The 22,757-nt window shown below is 73.3% G+C and carries 20 protein-coding genes; 11 read left to right on the forward strand and 9 right to left on the reverse strand.

Annotated features, from left to right (window positions below):
• Window positions 1-19 precede the first annotated feature (19 nt).
• Window positions 20-652 (reverse strand): precorrin-8X methylmutase, encoded by a 633-nt coding sequence (locus ACZ434_RS11950; protein WP_468454444.1) that lies wholly within the window; start codon window positions 650-652, stop codon window positions 20-22.
• Window positions 653-1,034: 382 nt separating this feature from the next.
• Here ACZ434_RS11950 and ACZ434_RS11955 point away from each other — a divergent pair, with 382 nt between their 5' ends.
• Genes ACZ434_RS11955 through ACZ434_RS11965 form a run of 3 tightly spaced genes read left to right on the forward strand, consistent with a single transcriptional unit; the run spans window position 1,035 to window position 3,967 of the window.
• Window positions 1,035-2,138, forward strand: coding sequence for a FecCD family ABC transporter permease (locus ACZ434_RS11955; protein WP_468454545.1), 1,104 nt, complete (start codon window positions 1,035-1,037; stop codon window positions 2,136-2,138).
• Window positions 2,138-2,911, forward strand: coding sequence for an ABC transporter ATP-binding protein (locus ACZ434_RS11960; RefSeq protein ID WP_468454446.1), 774 nt, complete (start codon window positions 2,138-2,140; stop codon window positions 2,909-2,911). Before ACZ434_RS11955 ends, ACZ434_RS11960 begins: the two co-directional genes overlap by 1 nt.
• A 42-nt stretch (window positions 2,912-2,953) precedes the next feature.
• Complete coding sequence (locus ACZ434_RS11965; RefSeq protein ID WP_468454448.1) at window positions 2,954-3,967, forward strand: ABC transporter substrate-binding protein; 1,014 nt, start codon at window positions 2,954-2,956, stop codon at window positions 3,965-3,967.
• A gap of 44 nt (window positions 3,968-4,011) precedes the next feature.
• Here the strand turns inward: ACZ434_RS11965 and ACZ434_RS11970 are convergent, their stop codons facing one another.
• Both ACZ434_RS11970 and ACZ434_RS11975 read right to left on the reverse strand, forming a co-directional pair.
• On the reverse strand, window positions 4,012-4,824 hold the full coding sequence (locus ACZ434_RS11970; RefSeq protein ID WP_468454450.1) for a DeoR/GlpR family DNA-binding transcription regulator: 813 nt from the start codon (window positions 4,822-4,824) through the stop codon (window positions 4,012-4,014).
• A 71-nt stretch (window positions 4,825-4,895) separates the two neighbouring features.
• The gene (locus tag ACZ434_RS11975; protein ID WP_468454452.1) at window positions 4,896-6,629 is read right to left on the reverse strand and encodes a VanW family protein; all 1,734 of its coding nucleotides are present in this window, start codon (window positions 6,627-6,629) and stop codon (window positions 4,896-4,898) included.
• A gap of 320 nt (window positions 6,630-6,949) precedes the next feature.
• Between ACZ434_RS11975 and ACZ434_RS11980 the strand changes: the two genes are divergently transcribed.
• On the forward strand, window positions 6,950-7,879 hold the full coding sequence (locus ACZ434_RS11980; protein WP_468454454.1) for a DUF5996 family protein: 930 nt from the start codon (window positions 6,950-6,952) through the stop codon (window positions 7,877-7,879).
• A 13-nt stretch (window positions 7,880-7,892) separates the two neighbouring features.
• Here the strand turns inward: ACZ434_RS11980 and ACZ434_RS11985 are convergent, their stop codons facing one another.
• From ACZ434_RS11985 to ACZ434_RS11995, 3 genes are all read right to left on the reverse strand, one after another.
• The gene (locus ACZ434_RS11985) at window positions 7,893-8,633 is read right to left on the reverse strand and encodes a sulfite exporter TauE/SafE family protein (protein ID WP_468454456.1); all 741 of its coding nucleotides are present in this window, start codon (window positions 8,631-8,633) and stop codon (window positions 7,893-7,895) included.
• Window positions 8,634-8,752: 119 nt separating this feature from the next.
• Entirely contained in the window at window positions 8,753-10,117 is a 1,365-nt protein-coding gene (locus ACZ434_RS11990) for an MBL fold metallo-hydrolase (protein WP_468454458.1), read from the reverse strand.
• Between the two features lie 209 nt (window positions 10,118-10,326).
• The gene (locus tag ACZ434_RS11995) at window positions 10,327-10,956 is read right to left on the reverse strand and encodes a cysteine hydrolase family protein (RefSeq protein WP_468454460.1); all 630 of its coding nucleotides are present in this window, start codon (window positions 10,954-10,956) and stop codon (window positions 10,327-10,329) included.
• Between the two features lie 121 nt (window positions 10,957-11,077).
• Here ACZ434_RS11995 and ACZ434_RS12000 point away from each other — a divergent pair, with 121 nt between their 5' ends.
• The 7 genes from ACZ434_RS12000 (at window position 11,078) to ACZ434_RS12030 (ending at window position 19,107) form a co-directional block, all read left to right on the forward strand.
• Window positions 11,078-12,073, forward strand: a complete 996-nt coding sequence (locus ACZ434_RS12000; RefSeq protein WP_468454462.1) for a GlxA family transcriptional regulator — start codon at window positions 11,078-11,080, stop codon at window positions 12,071-12,073.
• 128 nt (window positions 12,074-12,201) lie between these two features.
• Window positions 12,202-13,212, forward strand: a complete 1,011-nt coding sequence (locus tag ACZ434_RS12005; protein ID WP_468454464.1) for a siderophore ABC transporter substrate-binding protein — start codon at window positions 12,202-12,204, stop codon at window positions 13,210-13,212.
• Window positions 13,213-13,343: 131 nt separating this feature from the next.
• Window positions 13,344-14,375, forward strand: a complete 1,032-nt coding sequence (locus tag ACZ434_RS12010) for an ABC transporter permease (protein ID WP_468454466.1) — start codon at window positions 13,344-13,346, stop codon at window positions 14,373-14,375.
• Complete coding sequence (locus tag ACZ434_RS12015) at window positions 14,368-15,408, forward strand: iron chelate uptake ABC transporter family permease subunit (RefSeq protein ID WP_468454468.1); 1,041 nt, start codon at window positions 14,368-14,370, stop codon at window positions 15,406-15,408. Before ACZ434_RS12010 ends, ACZ434_RS12015 begins: the two co-directional genes overlap by 8 nt.
• A complete protein-coding gene (locus ACZ434_RS12020; protein WP_468454470.1) occupies window positions 15,405-16,160 on the forward strand; it encodes an iron ABC transporter ATP-binding protein in 756 nt (251 codons plus the stop codon). The genes ACZ434_RS12015 and ACZ434_RS12020 overlap by 4 nt, the downstream gene beginning before the upstream one ends.
• Window positions 16,161-16,321: 161 nt before the next feature.
• Window positions 16,322-17,539 carry a lycopene cyclase family protein gene (locus ACZ434_RS12025; RefSeq protein WP_468454472.1) on the forward strand — a complete coding sequence of 406 codons (1,218 nt, stop codon included), beginning with the start codon at window positions 16,322-16,324 and terminating at the stop codon, window positions 17,537-17,539.
• Window positions 17,536-19,107: an FAD-dependent oxidoreductase gene (locus ACZ434_RS12030; RefSeq protein WP_468454474.1), complete on the forward strand. Its 1,572-nt coding sequence runs from the start codon at window positions 17,536-17,538 to the stop codon at window positions 19,105-19,107. Before ACZ434_RS12025 ends, ACZ434_RS12030 begins: the two co-directional genes overlap by 4 nt.
• 46 nt (window positions 19,108-19,153) lie before the next feature.
• Here the strand turns inward: ACZ434_RS12030 and ACZ434_RS12035 are convergent, their stop codons facing one another.
• Genes ACZ434_RS12035 through crtI form a run of 3 tightly spaced genes read right to left on the reverse strand, consistent with a single transcriptional unit; the run spans window position 19,154 to window position 22,705 of the window.
• Entirely contained in the window at window positions 19,154-20,161 is a 1,008-nt protein-coding gene (locus ACZ434_RS12035) for a DUF5914 domain-containing protein (protein WP_468454476.1), read from the reverse strand.
• On the reverse strand, window positions 20,158-21,153 hold the full coding sequence (locus ACZ434_RS12040; protein ID WP_468454478.1) for a phytoene/squalene synthase family protein: 996 nt from the start codon (window positions 21,151-21,153) through the stop codon (window positions 20,158-20,160). Before ACZ434_RS12040 ends, ACZ434_RS12035 begins: the two co-directional genes overlap by 4 nt.
• Window positions 21,140-22,705, reverse strand: a complete 1,566-nt coding sequence (gene crtI, locus ACZ434_RS12045) for a phytoene desaturase family protein (protein ID WP_468454549.1) — start codon at window positions 22,703-22,705, stop codon at window positions 21,140-21,142. Before crtI ends, ACZ434_RS12040 begins: the two co-directional genes overlap by 14 nt.
• Window positions 22,706-22,757: the final 52 nt, after the last annotated feature.

Raw genomic sequence — 22,757 nt, forward strand, 5'->3', positions numbered from 1 at the left:
GGCTCGCCGTGCTCGCCGCTCACTCCTCCTCGCTCGCGATCGCGTTGACCGCGGCGGCGGCGATGGCACTGCCACCGCGGCGGCCCCGTACGACCAGGTGCTCCAGCCCCGACGGATGCGCGGCCAGGGCGTCCTTGGACTCGGCGGCGCCGACGAAGCCCACGGGCACGCCGATGACGGCGGCCGGCCGCGGCCCCCCTTCCCCGATCATCTCCAGGAGACGGAAGAGCGCGGTCGGGGCGTTGCCCACGGCGACCACGGCACCCTCGAGACGGTCACGCCACAGCTCCAGCGCGGCGGCGCTGCGCGTGGTGCCCAGCTTCGCCGCCAGCTCCGGCACGGCCGGGTCGGAGAGGGTGCACAGCACGTCGTTGCCGGCGGGCAGCCGCCGCCGGGTCACGCCGCTCGCCACCATCTGCACATCGCAGAGGACAGGGGCACCGGCGCGCAGCGCCTCGCGGGCACGGGCGACCACACCGGGGGTGAAGGACAGGTCGCGCACCAGGTCGACCATGCCGCAGGCGTGGATCATCCGGACCGCGACCCGGCTGACGTCGGCGGGCAGGCCCGCGAGGTCCGCCTCCGCGCGGATGGTGGCGAAGGACTGGCGGTAGATGGCGGCGCCGTCCTTCTCGTAGGCGTACGTGGTCACGGTGTCGTTCTCGCTGCTCTCGGTCGTCGTACGGCTCGTGGGGGAACGCCGCCGGGGCGGCGCTGTGCGGTGACCGTCCCGGGCCCGGCGAGCATACCCACCACCGCGCGGGCGGCCGGACCGGTGCCCACCTCCCTGCCGAGGAGCCGCGGACCGGCGCTAAGCTGCACATGCCTCGTGGGGGAAGTCCGGTCGAAGTCCGGCGCTGACCCGCAACGGTAGGCGGAACCCCGGCGGGGTTCCGTGAGCCCGATTACCCGCGGTGGTGAAGCTCCTGACGATCGCCGTGGACTGCGAGAGGGCGCTGCCCCACGGCGCCCCGCGCCCGGAGCCGCTCCTCGAATCACGCAGGCGCACGGCCCGAGGCGAAAGCGAACAGCCGGTGGCCACGCTCCACGACCGCACACCAGCCGTACCCCACCGCACCGCGGACGGCGGGCCCCCACGACCACAGCGCGTCCCGCTGCCCCTGCTCGTCACCGGTCTGTGCCTCGCGCTTCCCGTCTCCCTCGTCTGCGGGGCCGGCATCGGGGCGGCGGGCCTCTCCTGGAGCGAGGCGCTGCGCCTTCTCTGGGCGGGCGTGACCGGCGGCTCCGTCACCGGGGAGGAGCTCTCCTCGTACACCATCGTGTGGGAACTCCGCTTCCCGCGCGCCGTGCTCGCGGCGGTCGTCGGCGCCGGTCTGGCGGCCGTCGGCGTCGCCGTCCAGGCCATGGTCCGCAACGCGCTCGCGGACCCGTTCGTCCTCGGCATCTCCTCCGGCGCGGCCGTCGGAGCCAACGCCGTGCTCATCTTCGGTGCCTTCGGCGCACTCGGCATGTGGGCGCTGTCCACGGCGGCGTTCCTCTCCGCGCTCGCGGCCATGACCCTGGTGTACGCGATCGCCCGGACCCCGCGGGGGCTGACGCCGCTCCGGCTCGTGCTGACCGGCACCGCGCTGTACTACGGCTTCTCCGCCGTGACCACGTTCATGGTGTTCGCCGCCGAGCACGGCGAAGCGGCCCGGTCCGCGATGATGTGGCTGCTCGGCAGCCTGGGCGGTGCGAGCTGGTCCTCCGTGCCGATCGCCGCGGGCGCGGTGCTCGGCGGCCTCGTCCACCTCGGCTGGTCGGCCCGGCGCCTGAACGCCCTCGCGATGGGCGACGAGACCGCCGCCGCGCTGGGAGTGGACCCCGGGCGGCTGCGCGGGGAGCTCTTCCTCTCCGCCGCCGCCGTCACCGGGGCGGTGGTCGCGGTCAGCGGGGCGATCGGCTTCGTGGGCCTGATGGTCCCGCACGCCGCCCGGATGCTGGTCGGGGCGGACCACCGCCGGCTGCTCGCCGTGGCACCCCTGGCCGGGGCGGTGCTGCTGATCTGGGTCGACATCCTCTCGCGCGTGGTGCTCGCCCCCGCCGAACTGCCCCTGGGCGTCCTGACGGCCGCGATCGGCGTGCCCTGCTTCCTCCTGCTCATGCGCCGCCGCACCTACACCTTCGGAGGTGTGTGATGCGGGTCGACGTCGACGCGGTCACCGTGGAGATCGCCGGTGCGCGGGTGGTGGAGGACATCTCGCTGCGGGCGGGCAGCGGCCAGTTCGTGGGGGTCGTCGGGCCCAACGGCAGTGGCAAGTCGACCCTGTTGCGCTGCGTCTACCGTGCCCTGCGGCCCACGGCCGGTGCGATACGTCTCGGCGGCGACGACCTGCTGGCCATGAGCCCGCGCGACAGCGCGCGCCGGCTCGCCGCCCTTCCGCAGGAAGCGGTCGCGGAGTTCGACTTCACGGTGGCCGAGGTCGTCGCCATGGGCAGGCTGCCGCACCAGGGGGCGGTGGCCCGGGAGACCGAGGAGGACCGGCGTGCCTGTGCCGCCGCACTGGAGGGGGTCGGCGCCGGCCATCTGGCCGGCCGGGGCTTCCTCACCCTCTCCGGCGGTGAGAAGCAGCGGGTCCTGATCGCCCGCGCGCTCGCTCAGCAGCCGCGGGTCCTGGTGCTGGACGAACCCACCAACCACCTGGATATCGCCCAGCAGTTGGAGGTGCTGTCCCTCGTCCGCCGCAACGGGCTGACCGTGCTCACCGCGCTGCACGACCTCAACCTCGCCGCGCTCCACTGCGACCTCGTCCACGTCGTCGACGCCGGGCGGATCGTCGCGTCCGGCGCTCCCCACGACGTCCTCACGCCCGCCCTGCTGGCCGATGTCTTCGGCGTCCGGGCGCACCGCGTCCCCCACCCGGAGACCGGCGCGGTCCAACTGCTCTTCGACCGCCTCCCCACCCCGTAGTCCGCCTTCCCCACCCCATCCCCGAAGGAGTCATCCCCCACCATGCCGAACCCGCTGCGTCCCGCCGCCCTCGCCCTCGTCCTGGCCCTCGCCGTCACCGGCTGCGGTGCGGACGTCTCACCGGAGGGCGGGGACGCCCCGGCGTCCGGCGGCCACTACCCGGTCACGGTCGAGAACTGCGGCGAGAAGAAGACGTTCGACCACGCGCCGCGGCGCGTGGTCACCAACGACGTGGGAATCACCGAGATCATGTTCGCCCTCGGTCTCGAGGACCACATGGCCGGATACGTCATGCCCGACGACAAGGGCGACCTCACCACCGTGCCGTGGAAGGACGGGTACGGGAAGACGAAGTGGCTCTCGAAGGACCGGATCACCAAGGAACTGGTCCTGGACGCCCGGGCGGACCTGGTCTTCGCCGGCTGGAACTACGGCTTCAACGAGGGCGAGGGCTTCACGCCCGCCGCGCTGGAGCGCCTGGGCATCGACTCGTACCTGCTCAGTGAGTCGTGCCGCAACGGGCAGGGCAAGGCCCGCGGTGTGATGCCACCGCTCGACGCGCTCTACACGGACCTGCGGAACCTGGGGAAGGTCTTCGACGTGGAGGACCGGGCCGAGACCCTCGTCGCCGGCTTCCGCGAGCAGGTGGCCGAGGCGCGGGCGAAGGCCCCGAAGGGCGCCGACCGGCCGCGGGTGTTCCTCTACGACAGCGGTGAGGACAAGCCGCTCACCTCCGGAGCCTTCGCCGGACCCCACGACATCATCACCAAGGCCGGCGGCGACCACATCATGAAGGACCTCCGGGACAGCTGGACCGCCGTGGGCTGGGAGACGGTCGTCGCCCGCGACCCCGAGGTCATCGTGATCAACGACTACGGGGACGTCACCGCGGAACGGAAGCGCGAGTTCCTCATGACCTACGAGCCGCTCGCGAACGTCTCCGCCGTCCGCAACGGCCGGATCGTCACGCTCGACTACGTCGACCTCGTGGAGAGCCCGCGCAACCCCGCGGCCATCGGCTCCCTCGCGGCGCGGCTCGCCGAATTCGGCTCCTGAACCACCGGCAGCACGCACCGCCGCCGCAGCCGGGCCCTGTCCCGTCAGACGGTATGGACCTTCACACCCGCCTCGGTGAGCCGGGCCGCCGTCCCGGACGGCAGCCCGGCGTCGGTCACCAGCACGTCGACGCGGTCCAGTCCGCAGATCCTCGCGAAGGCGCGCTGGCCCGTCTTCGACGCGTCGGCGGCCACGATCACACGGCGCGCCCGCTCGGCGAACAGACGGCTGACGGCGGCCTCGTCCTCGTGATGGGTCATCAGCCCGAACCGCGGGTCGACGCCGTCGGCTCCCAGGACGGCGACGTCGAGCACGACCTCGTCCAGCACGCCCGCGGTGAGCGGTCCGACGAGTTCGTACGTCTGGGGACGGGCCACCCCGCCGGTCACCACGATCTTCACCTGCGGGCGCACCGCCAGCTCGGCGGCGATGTTGAGCGCGTTGGTGACGACCGTGAACGCCGGGGCCCCCGCCTCGGCGGGCTCCCGCCGCCCCCGCCCGTCCCGGCTGCCGCCCGCGCGCAACGCCAGTGCCCGCGCCACCTCGGTGGTCGTGGTGCCGCCGTTGAGGCCCACCACGTCACCGTCGGCGACCATCTCGGCGACGGCCGCCGCGATGCGCTGCTTCTCGGTGGCGTGACGCGCGGACTTGTAGCGCAGCGGCAGCTCGTAGGAGACTCCGTGCGCGACGGCTCCGCCACGGGTGCGGACCAGCATCTGCTGTGCGGCCAGCTCGTCGAAGTCCCGGCGGACGGTCGCGGGGGAGACCCCGAGTGCGGTGGCCGCGTCGTCCACCTCGATCCGGCCCTCGCCGGCCAGCAGTTCCAGCAGTCTGCTCCACCGCTCGTGCTTGGACATGTGCCGGACTCCCTCGGACCTCGGTGCGCGCGCTCCGGACACGGTAAGGGACACCACGGGGGCGGCCCCCGTCAGGACCCGTCCGGCGTCCCCTCGCAGACGACCTCGTCACGCGGGGCGTAGCGGGTGCGGAACGGTTCCCGCCGCACTTCCCGGCCGTCGTCGCGGAAGACCCGCTCCACGGTGACGTCGAAGCCCTCGAGCGGGGTCTGCGGCACGCACTGCTCGTCGGTGCTCACCCGCGTCTCCGGCGGGCGCACATCGGTGCGCGGTCCCTTGACCGAGGTGACCTCGTCGTACTTCTTCGTGCCGAGGAAGGTGACGGTCACCGAGGTGTCGGTGGACTCGGCCTGGATGTAGACGGCCTTGCCGGAGTCGTTGGCGAACCTCAGGTCGAGGCTGCCCCAGGCGACCGTCGCCTCGCGGCCCTCGGGGTAGCGCTCGATGTAGAAGGAGTGGGCGCCGTACTCGACCGGCTTGACGCCCGCGAAGAACATCGCGTTGAAGACGGTCGTGGCCACGGCGGAGACCCCGCCACCGGGCGCTTTCTTGTACTGGTCGTCGTAGATCATGATGCCGTCGACGAACCCGTTGGCCTCGGTGCGCTCGCCGACGGTCCGGTTGAAGCTCCAGGTCTCGTCCGGCATCACGACGGAGCCGTTGATCAGCTCGACGGCCCGGCCGACGTTCGTCGTGCGGTAGGCGGCCGGCTCGAAGTGGACGGTGAAGGAGGACATCTTCTCGGTCAGTCCCAGGCGCGCCGCGTTCTCCCGGGTCACCTCCGGCCGGATCTCCCGCGTCTCGACCTCTCCGGTGCGGGCGGCGCCCGACTCGGTGAGCAGGGGGAGGACGGCCTTGCCCAGGGCCTTGTCGGTGACCCGCACGCCGACCCTCTCGTCGGCGGTCACCACGGCCCTGTCGCCCTCGGCCGCCAGCCGCGCGTTCCTGGGGGTGCTCGGCAGGTCGTTCAGGGCGCCGGCCACCGCGGGCGCGGCCCGCAGGCCCTTGCCGTCCAGTTCGGGGGTGAGCCTGCCCTTGTCGTCGGGCCGCATGGTCAGGTGCTCGCCCAGCACCGCCGGGGTGATCGTGAACCGTTCGCCGCCCGCGGTGAGGGTGACCGGCGCCGACATCGCCGGGTCCGCGAACGCGCGTACCGCCCGGCGCACCTCTTCCGCCGTGACCTTCGGCGCGGTCTCGCGGGCGGGCAGCACCGTGACCGAGCGGGTGCCGCGCAGGAAGGGGCCGCGCAGGGCGTCGACCGCGGCGTCCACGTCCATCGCGTACCCGGTGCGCGGGGCGACCTGCTCGACGCGGCCGCCGGAGAAGGAGACGGCGCCGTCGCGGACCTGCTGGTCGAGCGTCCCGGCCAGCTTCCCGAGGGCGGCTCGTGCCTGGTCCTCGTCGACCCGCACGACCGGCTCGACGGCGCCGCCCGAGCGGAACAGCCCCCCGATCACGCCGACCGGGTCGAGGCCGGTGGATGTCGCGCGGTCCAGGGTCCCCGGGACGTCGAAGGCGAATCCCGCCCGCCGCGGCTCGACCGTGCCCTCGCGGTCGCCGACCCGCACGGCCAGCTCCCGCGGGCCGGCCGCCGCGAGCCGCCGTTCCAGCTTCCCGGCGGCCTCCTCCCGGGTCAGGCCGCCGATGTCCACCCCGCGCACCGTGGTGCCCGCCTCGATCTCGCCGCCCGTGAGCAGCAACCCGGCGAGATACAGACCCCCCACGCCGACGGTCAGCGCCCCGCCCGCCAGGGCGACGGGCGGGAGGGAGGCTATTCGGGGTACGGAGGGCAGCCGGGGGCGCATGGGTCTCCTGAACGGTCCGTGTGACGTGCACCCGATGTCACGGCACTGTGTGGGAGAACAGCCGGCGCACTGTGTGTGGGGGGAACAGTCGGCCAGGCTATGCACAACCGGGCGCCAAACGGTATATCCCAGCTCACACCGGTCCTTCCGGATCATCTGCCGGACCGGGCGGGGGACCGGACGGCGGGGCGGACGAGCGGCGCCCGGCGGTGGGCCTTCCGGGTGCGGAGGAGGTGCCGCGCCCCGCCGGGCGTGGTCAAGATGGCCGTCACGGCTCGTCCGGCCCTTCAGGAGCGCCGGGCGGGAGGAAAGGGATGACCATGGAACTGTTTCCGGCGATCCCGCTCGCCGAGTGGAGCGACACCAAGGAGACCCTCCACCGGTTCGCGCAGATCGTGGGGAAGATCCGTCTCGCCGCCAGCGCCCAGCGCAATCACTGGTGGAACGTCCCGCTGCACCTCACGGGGCGCGGCACCACCACACGGCCCATGGGGCAGGTCGACGGCAATCCGATCTTCGCCATGGACTTCGACTTCGTCGCGCACCAACTGCTCGTCTCGGCCCTGGACGGACGCCAGGTCTCCCTCCCGCTCGCCGGCCGGTCCGTGGCCTCCTTCTACCGCGCGGTCATGGAGTCGCTGGACGCCCTGGACATCCGGGTCCGGCTCGCCGTGCCCCGCCCCTTCGACCTCCCCGACTCGGCCCGGCCGTACGCCGAGGACACCGAGCACGCGGTCTACGATCCCGGGCACGCCAACCGCTACTGGCGGGTCCTCAGCCAAGTGGCGTCCGTCCTGGAGGAGTTCGCCGCCGAGTACTCGGGGAAGGTCAGCCCGGTCCACCACTTCTGGCACACCTTCGACATCGCCCACAGCCGGTTCTCCGCGCGCCGGGTCGAGCAGCCGCCCCAGGCCGACCCGGTCACCCGGGAGGCGTACTCCCGCGAAGTGATCAGTTTCGGCTTCTGGTTCGGCGACGACACCTTCCCCGAGCCCGCGTTCTACTCCTACACCGCTCCGGAACCCGCCCACCTGACCGGGGAACCGCTCCGGCCCGCGGCGGCCCGCTGGGCCGACCGGGGCGGCAGCCACCTGGCCGTGCTGCCGTACGACGAGGTGCGCACCGCGCCCGACCCGCGCGCCGCCGTCCTCGACTTCTACGAGAGCGCCTACCGGGCCGGCGCGAAGGGCGCCGGCTGGGAGATCGAGCGGATGGCCTGTCCCGGGGGCGTGACGGATCCGCACCTGTGAGCCCGCCGGTGTCTCAGGCGATCGCGTCGACGAGCATGAACGCCGCCACCGCCAGCAGGACACCTGCGAAGATCTTCCGGAGGGCGGTGCCGGAGACCTTGGCCGCGAGCCGTTTGCCGTCCCAGGCACCGAGGATCGCGGCTCCGGTGAAGGGGCCGATGACTTCCCAGTGGAGCCCCCCGGTGCCGGTACGCGCGGCGAGCGCGGCGAGCGAGTTCACGGTGATGACGAGCAGACTGGTGCCGACCGCCTGCCGCATCCGCAGCCCCAGCACCCCCGTGAGGGCGGGCACGGCGAGGAATCCCCCGCCGACCCCGAGGAGCCCGGTCACCGCGCCCAGCCCGGCACCGGCGCCGGCCGCCCTGCCGGGACGGACCCCGTCCGGCGGCGGGGCCGCGGCGGGCCGCAGCATGCGCAGCGCCGCCAGCGCGGCGACGGCCGCGAACGCCGCCGTCAGCACCGCCCCCGGCAGGCGTCCGGCGACGCTCCCGGTGAGGAAGGCGGGGACGATGCCGGCCAGGGCGAACAGCGCTCCCGTCCGCCAGGCCACGTTTCCGTCGCGGGTGTGGGCGTAGAGGGCGGTGGCGGAGGTGACGGTGACGATGATCAGGCTTGCCGTGGTGGCCGCGGCCGGGGTGAATCCGAGCAGGTAGATCAGCGCCGGTACGGCGAGGACGCTGCCACCGCCGCCGAGGGCTCCGAGGGCCAGGCCGATGACGGCCCCGGCGACGAGGGCGAGTACGAGTACGGTCACGCCGTCCCGCCGCTGTTCCCGCGTCCGCCGGCGACCGGGTGCCCGGTGGCGGCCGACGCGATCATGCCGATGAGGGACATCGCAGGCTTCTTTCCTTGCTTGCGGGCAGTGCGGTCGGGTCAGCCGGAGGCCAGGGACAGCCCGGCGTCCGCCGCGGCGTCGAAGCCGTCGTCGACGGCGACCACGTCCCGGCCGGCGGCGTCCAGCAGGGAGGCGGCGATGGCCGCGCGCATCCCGCCGGCGCAGTGCACCCACACCGTCCCGTCCGGCACCTCGGCGATGCGGCCGTGCAGCTCGTGGACGGGGATGTGGACCGAGCCGTCGATGTGGCCGCCCGCGCGCTCGGAGTCCCGCCGCACGTCCAGGACCACCACCTCCTCGCCGCGCTCCCGGACCTCGGCGAGGTCGGCGAAGCGGGCGCGGGGGAAGGACGCGAGCTCCTCACCGGCGCGGACCCAGCCGGCCGGGTCCCCGGTGGCGGCGGCGGCCGGGCGGTCGATGCCCACCCGGGCCAGCTCCCGCTGTGCTTCGGTGATCCGCTCGCGGCTGTCGGCGAGCAGGGTGACCGGCTTGCCCCAGGGCATCAGCCAGGCCAGGTAGGTGGCGAGCTTGCCCTCGCCCTCGAAGTTGAACGATCCGGCCACATGGCCCTCGGCGAAGGCCATACGGCTGCGCAGGTCCACCACCCACTCACCCGCGGCCAGCCGGGAGGCGATCTCCTCGGCGTCCGCGCGCCGGGGCGGGGTGAGGTCGACGGGGGCGGGACCGGCGGCGTTGGCCGGGGCCATGTGCGTGTAGTACGCGGGCACGTCGTCCAGGCCCGCGAGCATCCGGGCCACGAAGGTGTCCACGTCGAGGGTGAGCGCGTCGTTGGTCCCGCGTTCCCTGCCGATGGTGGTCGCGTCCCCCTCGGCCTGCGAGGAGGAGCAGAAGCTGCCGAAGCCGTGGGTGGGCAGCACCGGCACGTCGTCGTCCAGCTCGTCGGCCAGGCGGTGGGCGGAGGCGTGCTGGGCGCGGGCCAGCTGTTCGGTCAGCCGCGGCTCGACCAGGTCGGGGCGGCCCACGGTGCCGATCAGCAGCGACCCGCCGGTGAACGCGGCCACACCGCGCCCGTCCTCGGCGAGGGCGTAGGAGGTGTGGTGGGGCGTGTGTCCGGGAGTGGCGATCGCGCGCAGCGTCAGGCCCTCGTCCACCGTGACGGTGTCGCCGTCGGAGACGGGGGTGTGGGGGAAGGACACGTGGGCCCCGGCCGGCACCAGGTACCGGGCGCCGGTGACGCGGGCCAGTTCCAGGCCGCCGGTGACGTAGTCGTTGTGCACATGCGTCTCGGCCACGAAGGCGATGCGCACCCCGCGCCGGGCCGCCGCGGCGATGACCTGGTCGATGTCGCGCGGCGGGTCGACGACCACGGCGGCGCTCGGCCCGCCGGCCAGGTAGCTGCGGTTGCCCAGACCCTCGAATTCCATGGTGTCGACGAAGAACACGATCCACGACTCCTCTGCGAAAGAGATGTACCCCGGGGGGTATCCGACGCCCACTCTAACAGCTATACCCAGGGGGGTATTCCGCCCGCAGGGCTGCCTGGTTCCCGGAGTACCCCGCCGGCTCGCGTGAGCGCGCGCCCGCCGGGGGTGAGAGCGCCACGGCCGATCACCGCGCGCGGCGCTCTCACCGCGTGGAGTGTGGTGTGCCGTCAGTGAGCGGCTCGGCCCCGCGTGGCCGAGGTGACCAGATCGCTCCGGGTGAGGCGGTCCCCGTCGGTGACGGCCGACGCCCAGGCGTCGGTGGTGGCGACCGCGGCCCAGTTCGAGTGCAGCAGTGCCATCAGGGTCTCGTGGACCTGCTGTGCGGAGGCGGTCCCGGCCTCGTTCGCCAGGTGGATGGCGCCGGTCGCGTCGGAGAGGACCTCGACCGTGAGACCGAGGGGCTCGGCCGCGGCGGCGGTGGACAGGACGCAGTTGTTCGTCATGTAGCCGACCAGGGTCAGGGTGTCGATCCCGTTCTCCCGGAACCAGTCGGCGAGGCCGGTGCCGGTGAAGATGTCGGAGTGGTTCTTGACCACCCGCTTGGCCGTGGAGCCGATGCGGCGCTCCACCTCGGGGTGGTTCTCCCAGCCGGGCGAGCCGGCCACGAAGACCGGGGCGCCTTCGGGGTACTCGTGCTGGACGGCGACGACGGGGACGTCCGCGCGGGCGGCGAGGTCCATGGCGCGCAGGATGTTCGCCAGCGACGCGTCGCGGGGCGGGTACTGGATGTCCAGCGGTCCCTCGAAGTACTCCTGCTGCACGTCGACGAGGACGAGGGCGCGGCGTGGGGAGGTCAACGTTCTCTCCTGTGTTTCCGGTGGATACGGCGCGGAGGGCGCCGTGCACCCCATCCTCGGCGGGTCGCCTGTCCTACAGTGAGTGGCAGAAAAGCAGACAATCGATGGAATCGGGACAGGCATGCGTATCGCCCTTCACGCCTTCGACGGGATCACCGCGTTCCACCTCGCCGCGCCCCTGCTCGTCTTCGGGGAAGTGGCCCGGCAGGGCCTGGCCGCGGAGTGGACCACCACGGTCTGGAGCGCGGACGCGCGCCCGGTCCGCACCTCGGAGGGCATCGTCATCGACGACCTCGCCGGGCCCGCCGCGGCGGAAGCCGCCGACCTGCTCGTCTTCCCTTCCTGGCCCGCCGACTTCCCGGAGCCGGACGGCGGGCTCGTCACCCTGATCCGGGAGGCGCACGCGCGCGGAGCGGTCGTCGTCGGACTCTGCCTCGGCGCGTTCCCCGTGGCCGGCAGCGGCGTGCTCGACGGACGCACCGTGGCCACCCACTGGGCCGCGGCGGCGCAACTCGCCGAACGCCACCCCGCCGTGGAGGTGCACGCCGACGCCCTCTACCTGGACCACGGTGACGTGCTCACCTCGGCCGGTACCGCCTCGGGGCTCGACGCCTGCCTGCACATCGTCCGCGACCGGCTGGGGTCCGCGGCGGCGGCGACCGTCGCGCGCCATCTCGTCATCGCGCCCCACCGGGAGGGCGACCAGGCCCAGTACATCGACCGGCCCGTGCCCGACGACGCCGGGGGACCCATCGGCGACACGATCGCCTGGGCCCTGGCCAACCTCGATCAGCGCCTGTCCGTCACCGAGCTCGCCGCCCACGCGCACATGAGCGCACGCAATTTCTCACGCCGCTTCTACGAGACGACCGGCATGAGCCCCGCCAGGTGGATCCTCACCCGCCGGCTCGACGAGGCCCGCAGGTTGCTGGAGACGACGACCTGGAGCGTCGGCCGCATCGCCGCGGCATGCGGGTTCGCCAGCGCCGTGACCTTCCGGCAGAACTTCACCAGGCACTACGCGACCACCCCGACGTCGTACCGCCACCGCTTCACCACGGAGGCGCTGCCGACGATGCGCCGTTCACAACCGGAACCCGCGGTACCGATTGTGTGATCGAGTGGGTAAGGTAAGCCTAAGCTTACGTCGGCGCGCGGTCCTTCCGTAGGGGGCTCTGTCGTCGATCCCGTCCGTCGGTGCGATGTGGTGCACCGGCGTGCCCGCTGGAATGGAGTTCCCGAACCATGCTCACGCAGCGCCGCCATCTCCTCGCCGCCACCGCGGTATCGACCGTTCTGGCGTTCGGCCTCGCCGGGTGTGCGGGCGGTGACTCCGACGGGAAGGGTTCGACCGGTGCCGACGCGAAGGGGGCTGCCGCGTCGTCGGTCGAGATCGAGGACAACCACGGGACGCAGAAGGTCGACCGGCCGGCGAAGAGCGTCGTCGCGACCGACAACCGTACGTTCCAGACCCTGTCCGACTGGGGCGTGGAACTGGCCGCCGCGCCGGTCGACCTGATCGCGAAGGACAACCCCTACAAGACCGACAAGTCCATCGTGAACCTCGGGACGCACAACGAACCCGACCTCGAGGCGGTCGTCGCGGTCGAGCCCGACCTGGTCATCAACGGGCAGCGCTTCGCCTCGTACCGCGAGGACATCAAGAAGCTCGCCCCCGACGCGGCGATCGTCGAGCTGGACCCGCGGGACGGAAAGCCGTTCGACGAGGAGCTGAAGCGGCAGGTGGAGGGCCTGGGGAAGATCTTCGGGCATGAGAAGGACGCGAAGAAGCTCGTCGAGGACTTCGACGCAGCGATCGCGCGCGCCAAGGCCGCCTACGACCCGGAGGACGGCGTGATCGGGGTGATCACATCGGGCGGCGAGATCAACTACGCGGCACCGGGCACCGGTCGTACGGTCGGCCCGGTCTTCGACATCCTCGGGCTGACGCCCGCGATCGAGGCCGACGGCTCCACCGACCACCAGGGCGACGACATCTCCGTCGAGGCGATCGCCGCGGCCCAGCCCGATCTGATGATCGTCCTCGACCGCGACGCGGCCGTCAGCGCCAACACCTCCGAGGCCTACGTTCCGTCCAGTGAACTGCTGGTGGAGTCCAAGGCGCTGAAGAACGTCCCCGCCGTCAAGAACGGCAACATCGTGTACTTCCCGCAGCTCACCTACGTGAACGAGGGCATCCAGACCTACACGACCTTCTTCAACGCCCTCGCCGACAAGCTCGAGGCGAACGCCTGACCGTACGGGCACGACCCGTTGAGACCGCGGACCGGACCGGCGCTCCCGGCCCGGCCCGCGGCCCCGCCGTGGCGAGGTGACACCACCGACGCCGCACGGATCACCCCCTCCTCGACCGAGAGCGCACCGGCATGTCCCTCCCGCCCACCGACTCCCCGGCACCAGAGCGCCCACCACGCGTGGCCGCCGGGGCCTCCCGCACCCGCGCGTCCGGGGCCCGCCTCTTTACCTGGCCGCTGCTGATCGGCCTCGTCGTCACCGCGGGACTCGTCACCCTCTCCCTCTTCGTCGGCGTCTACGACATCTTCGGCGGGCAGGACGGGGCCGAGATGTTCACCCTCACCCGTGTCCCCCGGACCATCGCGCTCGTGCTCGCGGGCGCCGCGATGGCGATGTCCGGCCTGGTGATGCAGCAGCTCACGCAGAACCGCTTCGTGGAACCCACCACCACCGGCACCACGGAGTGGGCGGGGCTCGGGCTGCTCCTGGTCATGATCCTCGCGCCCGAGGCGTCGCTGCTGGTGAAGATGTGCGCCGCGATCGCCGCCGCCTTCGCCGGCACGATGATCTTCTTCGTGTTCCTGCGCCGGGTGACGCTGCGCTCCTCGATCATCGTCCCCGTCGTGGGCATGATGCTCGGCGCCGTCGTCGGCGCCGTCTCCTCCTACATCGCGCTGACCACGGACATGCTGCAGAGCATGGGGGTGTGGTTCCTCGGATCGTTCACCTCGGTGCTGCGCGGCCAGTACGAACCGCTGTGGGCGGTCGCGTTCGTCGTCGTGGCGGTGTTCGTCGCCGCCGACCGCTTCACCGTGGCCGGACTCGGTCAGGACATCGCCACCAACGTCGGCCTGAACCACGACAGGATCGTGCTGCTGGGCACCGGGCTCATCGCCTGCGCCACCGGCATCGTCACGGTCGTCGTCGGCAACCTGCCCTTCCTCGGGCTCATCGTGCCCAACATCGTCTCCCTGTTCCGCGGCGACGACCTCCGCTCCAACCTCCCCTGGGTGTGCCTGGCGGGCGTCGCGACGGTCACCGTCTGCGACATCCTCGGCCGCGTCGTCGTGATGCCCTTCGAGGTGCCGGTCGCCCTCATCCTGGCGGTCTTCGGCTCCATCGTGTTCATCTCCCTCCTGCTGAGGCAGCGCCGTCATGCCTGAACGGACCCTCGCCCCCGCTTCCCCCCGCCCGGCCCGCCGCTCCGGCGCCCTGCCGACCGCGCGAGCACACCGCCGCTACCGGGCCGTCCTCACCGCACTGGCCGTCCTCAGCGTGCTGACCGTCGTCGGCACCCTCGCCTGGGACAACCCGATGCCCTTCGGCAGTGCCGGCTTCTGGCGCATCGCCGAGCTGCGGGCGACGAACGTCGTCATCGTCGTCCTCGTCGCCTTCTGCCAGGCGCTCGCGACCGTCGCGTTCCAGACCGTCACGAACAACCGCGTCATCACCCCCTCGATCATGGGCTTCGAGTCCCTCTACCGGGTGATCCAGACGGCCGCGGTGTTCTTCCTCGGCATCGCCGGTGCCACCCTCGTCCAAGGCGTGTGGCAGTTCGTCGCGCAGGTCGTTCTCATGGTCTGCTTCGCCGCCGTGCTCTACGGCCGGCTGCTGTCGGGCACGTACGGCAACCTCCAGCTCATGCTCCTGATCGGCATCGTCCTGGGCGGCGGTCTCGGGGCGCTGGCGACCTTCATGCAGCGCATGCTGACCCCCACCGAGTTCGACGTGCTCACCGCACGCCTGATCGGCAGCATCGCCAACGCCGACGCCGACTACCTCGCCCTCTCGATACCGGTCGCGGCGGTCGCCGGCGGCGCGCTGTGGGCCGGGAGCCGGCGCCTGAACGTCCTCGCCCTCGGCCGCGAGGCCGCCCTCAACCTCGGCGTGAACCACCGGCGCGAGACGATCACCGTGCTGCTGCTCGTCTCGGTGCTGATGGCCGTGTCCACGTCGCTCGTCGGCCCGATGACGTTCTTCGGGTTCCTCGTCGCGATGCTCGCCTACCAGCTCGCCGACACCCACGACCACCGCCATGTGTTCCCCGTCGCCTGGCTCACCGGCATCGTCGTCCTGGGCGGCGCCCACTTCGTCCTCAAGAACGTCTTCTACGCGGCCGGTTCGGTCGGCGTCATCATCGAGATCGTCGGCGGCACGTTCTTCCTCGTGCACATCCTGAGAAAGGGACGACTGTGATCACCCTCACGCGGGTCGCCAAGCGCTACACCAGCGAGGTCGCGATCGGTCCCGTCGACCTCACCATCCCCGCCGGCGGGCTCACCGCCCTCGTCGGCCCCAACGGCGCCGGCAAGTCGACGCTGCTGACCATGATCGGCCGACTGCTCGGCATCGACTCCGGATCGATCGAGATCGCCGGCTACGACATCGCCGACACGGACTCGAAGGACCTCGCCAGGATCGTCTCGATCCTGCGCCAGGAGAACCACTTCGTCACCCGCCTCACCGTGCGCCAGCTCGTCGGATTCGGACGGTTCCCCCACTCGCGAGGACGCCTCACGACCCACGACGAGGACGTCGTCAGCCGCTCCATCGACTTCCTGGGACTGGGCGAGCTCGAAGGCCGCTACCTCGACGAACTCTCCGGCGGTCAGCGGCAGCGCGCCTACGTCGCCATGGTGCTCGCGCAGGACACCGACTACCTGCTGCTGGACGAACCCCTCAACAACCTCGACATGCGGCACTCCGTGCAGATGATGCAGCACCTGCGCCGCGCGGCCACCGAGCTCGGGCGCACGATCGTCATCGTGCTGCACGACATCAACTTCGCCGGCCACTACGCCGACCGCATCTGCGCGGTCAAGAACGGGACCGTGCACCACGTCGGCAGCCCGGACGAGATCATGCGCGACGACATCCTCACGGACATCTTCGACACCCCCGTCGAGGTCGTCGAAGGACCCCGGGGCAGAATCGCCGTCTACTACTGAGCCCCGTCCTGTGGGAACGCGGTGACGAGGGCGCGTCCGTGCGACCTCCCGCCGTCCGGGGGCACCCGGCCGTGGCGCCTGGCATCGGCGGGCGGAACGTGGTCCGCTGGACCGGCGGCCGCGGCCGCGCCACCCGTCGGTTCCGGACACAGGAGCGAAGCGTGGAACGGTGCGGTGCCCGTGTCGCGTCCGACGTGATCGTCGTCGGGGGCGGTGCGGCCGGTCTCAGCCTCGCCCACCGGCTGACGGAGACCGGCGCCGCCACCGTCACCGTGATCGAGCCGCCGGACGGCCCGCCGCGCCCCGCGGAGCGGACCTGGTGCTACTGGGCCGCGGGCACCGACGGCCTCGAAGAGGTCGTCGGTGCCTCCTGGTCCGTGCTGCGCGTGCACGGCCCCGACGGGCGCCCGGTCACCGTCGACCCGGCCCCGTTCACCTACCGCATGGTGCGCTCCACCGACATGGAACGCATGGTCCACGGCCGTCTGGCCCGTTCGGACGGCGGGCATCTGCTGCGTGCGACGGTCGCATCGGTGCGCGGCGCGCCCGCGGGAGCGGAGGTCCGGTGCGCACTGCCGGGCGGCCGGCCCCTGACCCTGCGCACCCGGCGGGTGTTCGACTCACGGCCGCTACCCGCCCTCCCGCCGGCCCGCACCCGGCTGCTCCAGCACTTCCGCGGCTGGTTCGTCCGCACCCGCACCGGCCGGTTCGATTCCGCGGTCGCGGATCTGATGGACTTCCGGGTCCCCCAGCCGGCGCACGGGCTCGCCTTCGGCTACGTCCTGCCGCTGACGCCGGACCGGGCGCTCGTGGAGTACACCGAGTTCTCCGCCGGCGCGCTGACCACCGACGCGTACGAGTCGGCACTCGGCCACTACTGCCGCGACATCCTCCGGCTCGGCACGCTCACGGTGGAGCGGACGGAACAGGGCGCCGTCCCCATGACCGACGCCCGCTTCCCGCGACGGGCCGGAGCCGCCGTGTTCCGCATCGGCACCGCGGGCGGCGCCACCCGTCCGGCCACCGGCTACACCTTCGCCGCCGCGCAACGGCAGGCCAGAGCCATCGCCGCCGCCCTGCGCGACGGACACGGAACCGTCCCCGCCCCCCACGGACGGCGGGCACTCGCCATGGACGCGATTTTGCTGCGCGCCCTGGACACCGGACGGATCAACGGCCCGGACTTCTTCACCGACCTGTTCCGCCGCGTCCCGGCCGAACGCCTGCTGCGCTTCCTCGACGGCACCACCTCACTCCGGGAGGAATGGGGCATCGGGCTGCGCACCCCCGTCCGGCCCATGCTCTCCACCGCGGCCGAACTGCTCCTCCTGCCCCGCCGCTCCCGGCCCGCCGCACGAAGCAGGGAGCACACGCGGTGACCGCCCGCCGCACCCCCGCGGCCCGCCGGGGCCGCGACCGCAAGGCCGAGATCCTCTTCCCCGCACCCGGCGCCGAACGCTTCCGGCACGGGGACGCGCCGTCCGCCGCGGTGATCGGCGGCGGCATCGCAGGCCTCGCGGCCGCCACCCTGCTGGCCGAACGCGGCGCCCGCGTCACCCTGTACGAGAAGGAGGGCTCACTCGGCGGCCGGCTCTCCGGCCGGCGCACCACGCTGGCGGACGGCTCCCCGGTGACCATGACCCGCGGATTCCACGCCTTCTTCCGCCAGTACTACAACCTCCGCGGACTGCTCCGCCGCACCGACCCCGCCCTCGCGCGCCTCACCCCGCTGCCCGACTACCCCCTGCGGCACAGCGGCGGCCCGACCGACAGCTTCGCCCGCGTCCCGCGCACCCCGCCCTTCAGCGCGCTCGGATTCGCCGTCCTCAGCCCCACCTTCGGCCGGCGGGACCTCGCCGCCCTGGACGCCCGGGCCGCACTCCCGCTCCTCGACGTGCGCGTGCCCGAGGTCTACGCACGCTTCGACGACGTCACCGCCACCGCCTTCCTGGACAGCGTGCGCTTCCCGGAAGCCGCGCGCCACCTGGCCTTCGAGGTGTTCTCCCGCAGCTTCTTCGCCGACCCGCGCGAACTCTCGGCCGCCGAAATGCTGCTGATGTTCCACGTCTACTTCCTCGGATCGGCCGAGGGACTGCTCTTCGACGTACCGGACGAGCCCTTCCCCCAGGCGCTCTGGGATCCGCTCGGCGACTACCTCCAGCGCCTCGGCGCGCGCGTGCGCACCGCCACCCCCGTGCACGGGATCCTCCCCCGCGACGGCGGAGGAGCGGACGTGCGGACCGACGCCGGTACCGACCGCCACGACGCCGTCGTCCTCGCCCTCGACCCCGGAGGGCTGCGGCGGACCGTCGCCGCGTCACCCGGCCTGGGCACGCCCGGCTGGCGCGACGCCGTCGCCGCGCTGCGCACCGCACCGCCGTTCCTCGTCTCCCGGCTCTGGCTCGACCGGCCCGTCCGCGCCGACCGGCCCGGCTTCCTCGGCACCAGCGGCTACGGCGGCCTCGACAACGTCAGCGTCCTGGAGCGGTACGAGGGCGAGGCCGCCCGCTGGGCCGCGCGGACCGGGGGCTCCGTCGTGGAACTGCACGCCTACGCCGTCGATCCCGCGGCGGATCCGGAAGACGTGCGGGACCTGCTCGTCGACCGGCTCCACCAGGTGTACCCGGAGACCCGCGAGGCGCGCACGGTCGACACCCGGCACGAGTGGCGCGCGGACTGCCCGCTCTTCGCGACCGGTTCCCACCACCGGCGCCCCACGGTGCGCACCCCCCACGCGTGGCTGACCCTGGCCGGTGACGCGATCCGCTGCGACCTGCCCGTCGCCCTGATGGAACGAGCCGCCACCACCGGCTTCCTGGCCGCCAACGCCCTGCTCGCCGACCGGGGTGTACGCGGACAGGTGCTGTGGACGGTGCCGCGGGCGGGCCGGTCGCCCCTGCTGCGGGCGCTCGGGGCAGTCGCGGCCCGCCGCCCGCCCCCCTCCTGACCGGCGGCTCCCGCACGCCGGGGCGCGGCAGACCACCGGTGCCCGCTCACCCGGGGAACCGTCCCGTGCTGCGCAGCGTCCAGCGCCGTTCGGCGTAGGCCAGGTCGTCGCGCCACAGGCGCCCGGCCGTACGGCGCATCAGCGGTCGCAGCACGGGAGCGGCGGCCCGCGCGAGGGCGAAGCCCGGCCGCTGCGAGGTGGCGACCGCCGCCTCGATCACGGCGGTGCGCGGCTGGCCGTGGCCCGGCCCGGTCAGCGGCGTCGCGTGCGTCTCCACCACGGACGTGGCGCCCTCGCCGTCGGTGATGCGCATGACGACCGTGCGCGGCTCCGGCGCGGTGAACTCGGCCCGCACCGGGACCACCAGGCGCCCCGCCACCCGGAAGGAGACGTCGACGACGAAGGCGTCGTCCTCCCCGCCCCGCGGCTCCCGCACCACCGACAGGTCGACGAACGCGTACGGGTGGAACCACGAGCCGTGCCACGGGTCGAGCCGGTTGGCCACCACGTCCTGCGGTTCGCACCGCCCCACCGCCGTGAACACCGCGTCCACCCCGCTGCCCCTCGCGGGCCGCCCGGGCACCACCGGCCGCCCGGTGGGCTCCTCACCACCCACCTCGTCCAGCCGTACCCAGACCAGCAGGCCGTCGTCGTGCACGGGGAACGGCCGCCAGCCGGCGGACGGGGAACCGTCCAGGGCGAGGCCGTGCCAGCGGCACACCAGCGTCCCGCACACCACCCGGCCCTCGCCCAGGGGAGCGCCGAGGTGCGGGCAGACGCCCGGACCCGCGTGCGGCGCACCGCCGGCCGAGCGCCACAGCACGACCTCCACGCCGCCGATCGTCCTGCCGTACGGGCGGTCGCCACGCACCTCCCGGGAGGCGCCGGCCACGAACCAGTTGCCGGACGGACGGGCGGACGCCCGCTCCAGCGCGCCGGCGATGAGCGCCGGCCGCGCCTGCCGCCAGGTCGGCCCCTGTGACGTCCAGCCCGGTCCGGGAGCCCGCCGCCGCAACGGCGACGACCAGCGCTGCCCGCCCGTCCGCCCCCTCACCGCACCGGCTCCTTCCCCCCGACCGCCGGACCACCGGCCGCGACGGCCCGGTGCGGGGCACGGGCCCGCCACCGGGCACCGGCCACACCCAGCACACCGGCCGCGGCGGTGGCCGCACGACGCCGGCGGGACACCACCGCACGACGGTGCAGCACGGTGTAGTCCTGCTCGGCGATCGCGTCGAGGATCCCGCCGTACAGGGTGAACGCGGCGCGGATGCAGGGACGCGCCCGCGGATCGAGCATGGCGATGCCCGGCTCCGCCGTCCGGTACACGTCCCGCGTCAGGGCCTCCGCCGCGACGAGAGCGGAGCGGATCCGCGCGTCGCGGCGCCCGGTGCGCCGGCTCCACTCCAGCAGCGGCCTGTCCACCCCGTGCGCCGCCAGCAGGTCCCCGGGCAGGTAGACGCGGCCCCGGTCGAGATCCTCGCCCACGTCGCGCAGGAAGTTGGTGAGCTGGAACGCCATGCCGAGCGCCGCCGCGTGCGGCGCCGCCTCCCCGCGGGACGTGACCGTACCGAGGACCGGCAGCATCTGCAGACCGATCACCGCCGCCGAACCGTGCACGTACGCCCGCAGATCCGCGTAGGTGGGATAGTCCGTGACGGTCAGGTCGGCGCGCATCGAGGACAGGAAGTCGGCGAAGAGCGCGTGAGCGATGTCGTACCGGCCGGCGGTGTCGGCGACCGCCCGCACCACCGGTTCGTCGCCGGCGCCGGTGCGCAGCCCGCTCGCCAGGTCGCTCTCCAGACGGAGCAGCAGCCGGTCGCGCTCCCCGGGCGTCCGGTGCCGGCCGGGGTCGTCCACGATGTCGTCCGCCCAGCGGGCGAAGCCGTACAGGGCGTGCACGGCCGGGCGGCGTTCGAGCGGCAGGAGGCGGGTGGCCAGGAAGTACGTCCTGCCATGCCGGGCGTTGAGCCGCCGGCACCGGGTGTAGGCGGCGCGCAGCGCGGGGTCGGTGATCCCGGCCGCGTCCAGTTCACGACGGGTCATGAGCACCCGCCGGGACGGGGGAGGGGGCGGCCGCGTGCAGCGGCGGACGCGCCCGTGCGGGCCGGGGGCCGGTACCGCCGGTGACGCGCGCGGCGGCGAGCTTGCCGCTGATGAGCACGGTCGGCACGCCGACGCCCGGAGTCGTCCCGCAGCCCGCGAGCACCACGTTCTCCACCGCCCGTACGAGATTGCGCGGGCGGAACGGTCCGGTCTGGGCGAACGTGTGGGAGACCGAGAAGGGACTGCCGGCCGCATGGCCCCGCGCCGCCCAGTCGAGCGGTGTCACCAGGAGCTCCTCCCGGACGCTGTCCGCGAACCCCTCCAGTCCCCGGCGCTCCAGTTCCCCGACCAGGCGGTCGCGGTAGCGCGGTCCGAGGTCCCGCCACGCGGCGGCCGTGGGGCCGACGGTGGTGTTGGGGCAGGGGGCGAGGACGTAGTGGAGGTGGCGTCCCGGCGGTGCCAGGGCGGGATCGTGTGCGGTCGGGCGGGTGATCAGCACGGAGGGGTCGCTCATCAGCTCGCCCGTACGGGTCAGTTCGTCGAAGGTGCGCTCCCACGCGGCGCCGAAGGACAGGGTGTGGTGGGCGAGCCGGGGCCAGGTGCGGTCGGTGCCCGCGTGCAGGATCACGGCGGACGGTGAGTGACGCAGCCGTGCCGGACGCCGGGGCCGGCGTCCCAGCAGCGCGTAGGCGGCGGGCAGCTCGCACGTCAGCACCACCGCGTCGCAGGGGACGCGCTCGCCGGAGGCCAGGCGGACGGCACGGACGCGGCCCGCCGAGCGCTCCAGCGAGCGCACCTCGGCCGTCCAGCGCAGATCGGCACCGGCCTCCGCCGCCGCGTCGGCCATGGCGCGGGGGAGTGCGTGCACGCCGCCCTTCGGGAACCAGACGCCCGCCACGGTGTCCATGTACGCGATCACCGCATAGGCCGCGAGTGCCCGGGCCGGGGCCACGCCGGCGTACAGCGCCTGGAAGGAGAAGACGCGGCGCAGGCGGTCGTCGGGGAGGAAGCGGCCGATACGGCCGTCCAGCCGTCCGAACCCGCCCAGCGCCGCCAGCCGGGCCAGATCCGGGTGCAGCAGCCGGAGGGGCGAGTCGAAGTTCGTGTCGATGAAACGGCGCATCTGCGCCCGGTACAGACGTTCCAGCCACTGCCGCAGGTCGCGGTACCCGGCCGCAGCCGCCGGTCCGGCGAAGCGCCGCACCTCCGCCTCCATGGCCTCGCCGTCGGTGTGCACGTCGAGCGCGGACCCGTCCGCGAAGCACGCCCGGTACGCCGGATGCAGGGCCATCAGCCGGACGCGGCGGTGAAGGCTGTCGCCGACCGCCGCGAACGCCTCGTCGGCCAGGTGCGGCATGGTCAGCACCGTGGGGCCGGTGTCGATCTCATAGCCGCCCAGTCGCAGACGGCCGGCCCGGCCGCCGGGGCCGGCGTCCCGTTCGACCAGGGTGACCCGGCGGCCCGCACCCAGCAGGTGCAGGGCACAGGCCAGTCCGGACAGCCCCGCGCCCACCACGACGACATGGTCGGTGGGCCCCGGCACCCTCTTCACGTCGCCCACCACACCCCTTCTCACCCTCGGCCGTCCGCACCTCGGTGCTTCC

Source organism: Streptomyces sp. NPDC030893, from assembly GCF_055571535.1.

Bases quoted from the DNA above. Each gene is read 5' to 3' on its own strand.
- ACZ434_RS11960 (WP_468454446.1), top strand. From the start codon at position 2,138: ATGCGGGTCGACGTCGACGCGGTCACCGTGGAGATCGCCGGTGCGCGG.
- ACZ434_RS11965 (WP_468454448.1), top strand. From the start codon at position 2,954: ATGCCGAACCCGCTGCGTCCCGCCGCCCTCGCCCTCGTCCTGGCCCTC.
- ACZ434_RS11970 (WP_468454450.1), bottom strand. From the start codon at position 4,824: ATGTCCAAGCACGAGCGGTGGAGCAGACTGCTGGAACTGCTGGCCGGC.
- ACZ434_RS11975 (WP_468454452.1), bottom strand. From the start codon at position 6,629: ATGCGCCCCCGGCTGCCCTCCGTACCCCGAATAGCCTCCCTCCCGCCC.
- ACZ434_RS11980 (WP_468454454.1), top strand. From the start codon at position 6,950: ATGGAACTGTTTCCGGCGATCCCGCTCGCCGAGTGGAGCGACACCAAG.
- ACZ434_RS12000 (WP_468454462.1), top strand. From the start codon at position 11,078: ATGCGTATCGCCCTTCACGCCTTCGACGGGATCACCGCGTTCCACCTC.
- ACZ434_RS12005 (WP_468454464.1), top strand. From the start codon at position 12,202: ATGCTCACGCAGCGCCGCCATCTCCTCGCCGCCACCGCGGTATCGACC.
- ACZ434_RS12010 (WP_468454466.1), top strand. From the start codon at position 13,344: ATGTCCCTCCCGCCCACCGACTCCCCGGCACCAGAGCGCCCACCACGC.
- ACZ434_RS12015 (WP_468454468.1), top strand. From the start codon at position 14,368: ATGCCTGAACGGACCCTCGCCCCCGCTTCCCCCCGCCCGGCCCGCCGC.
- ACZ434_RS12040 (WP_468454478.1), bottom strand. From the start codon at position 21,153: ATGACCCGTCGTGAACTGGACGCGGCCGGGATCACCGACCCCGCGCTG.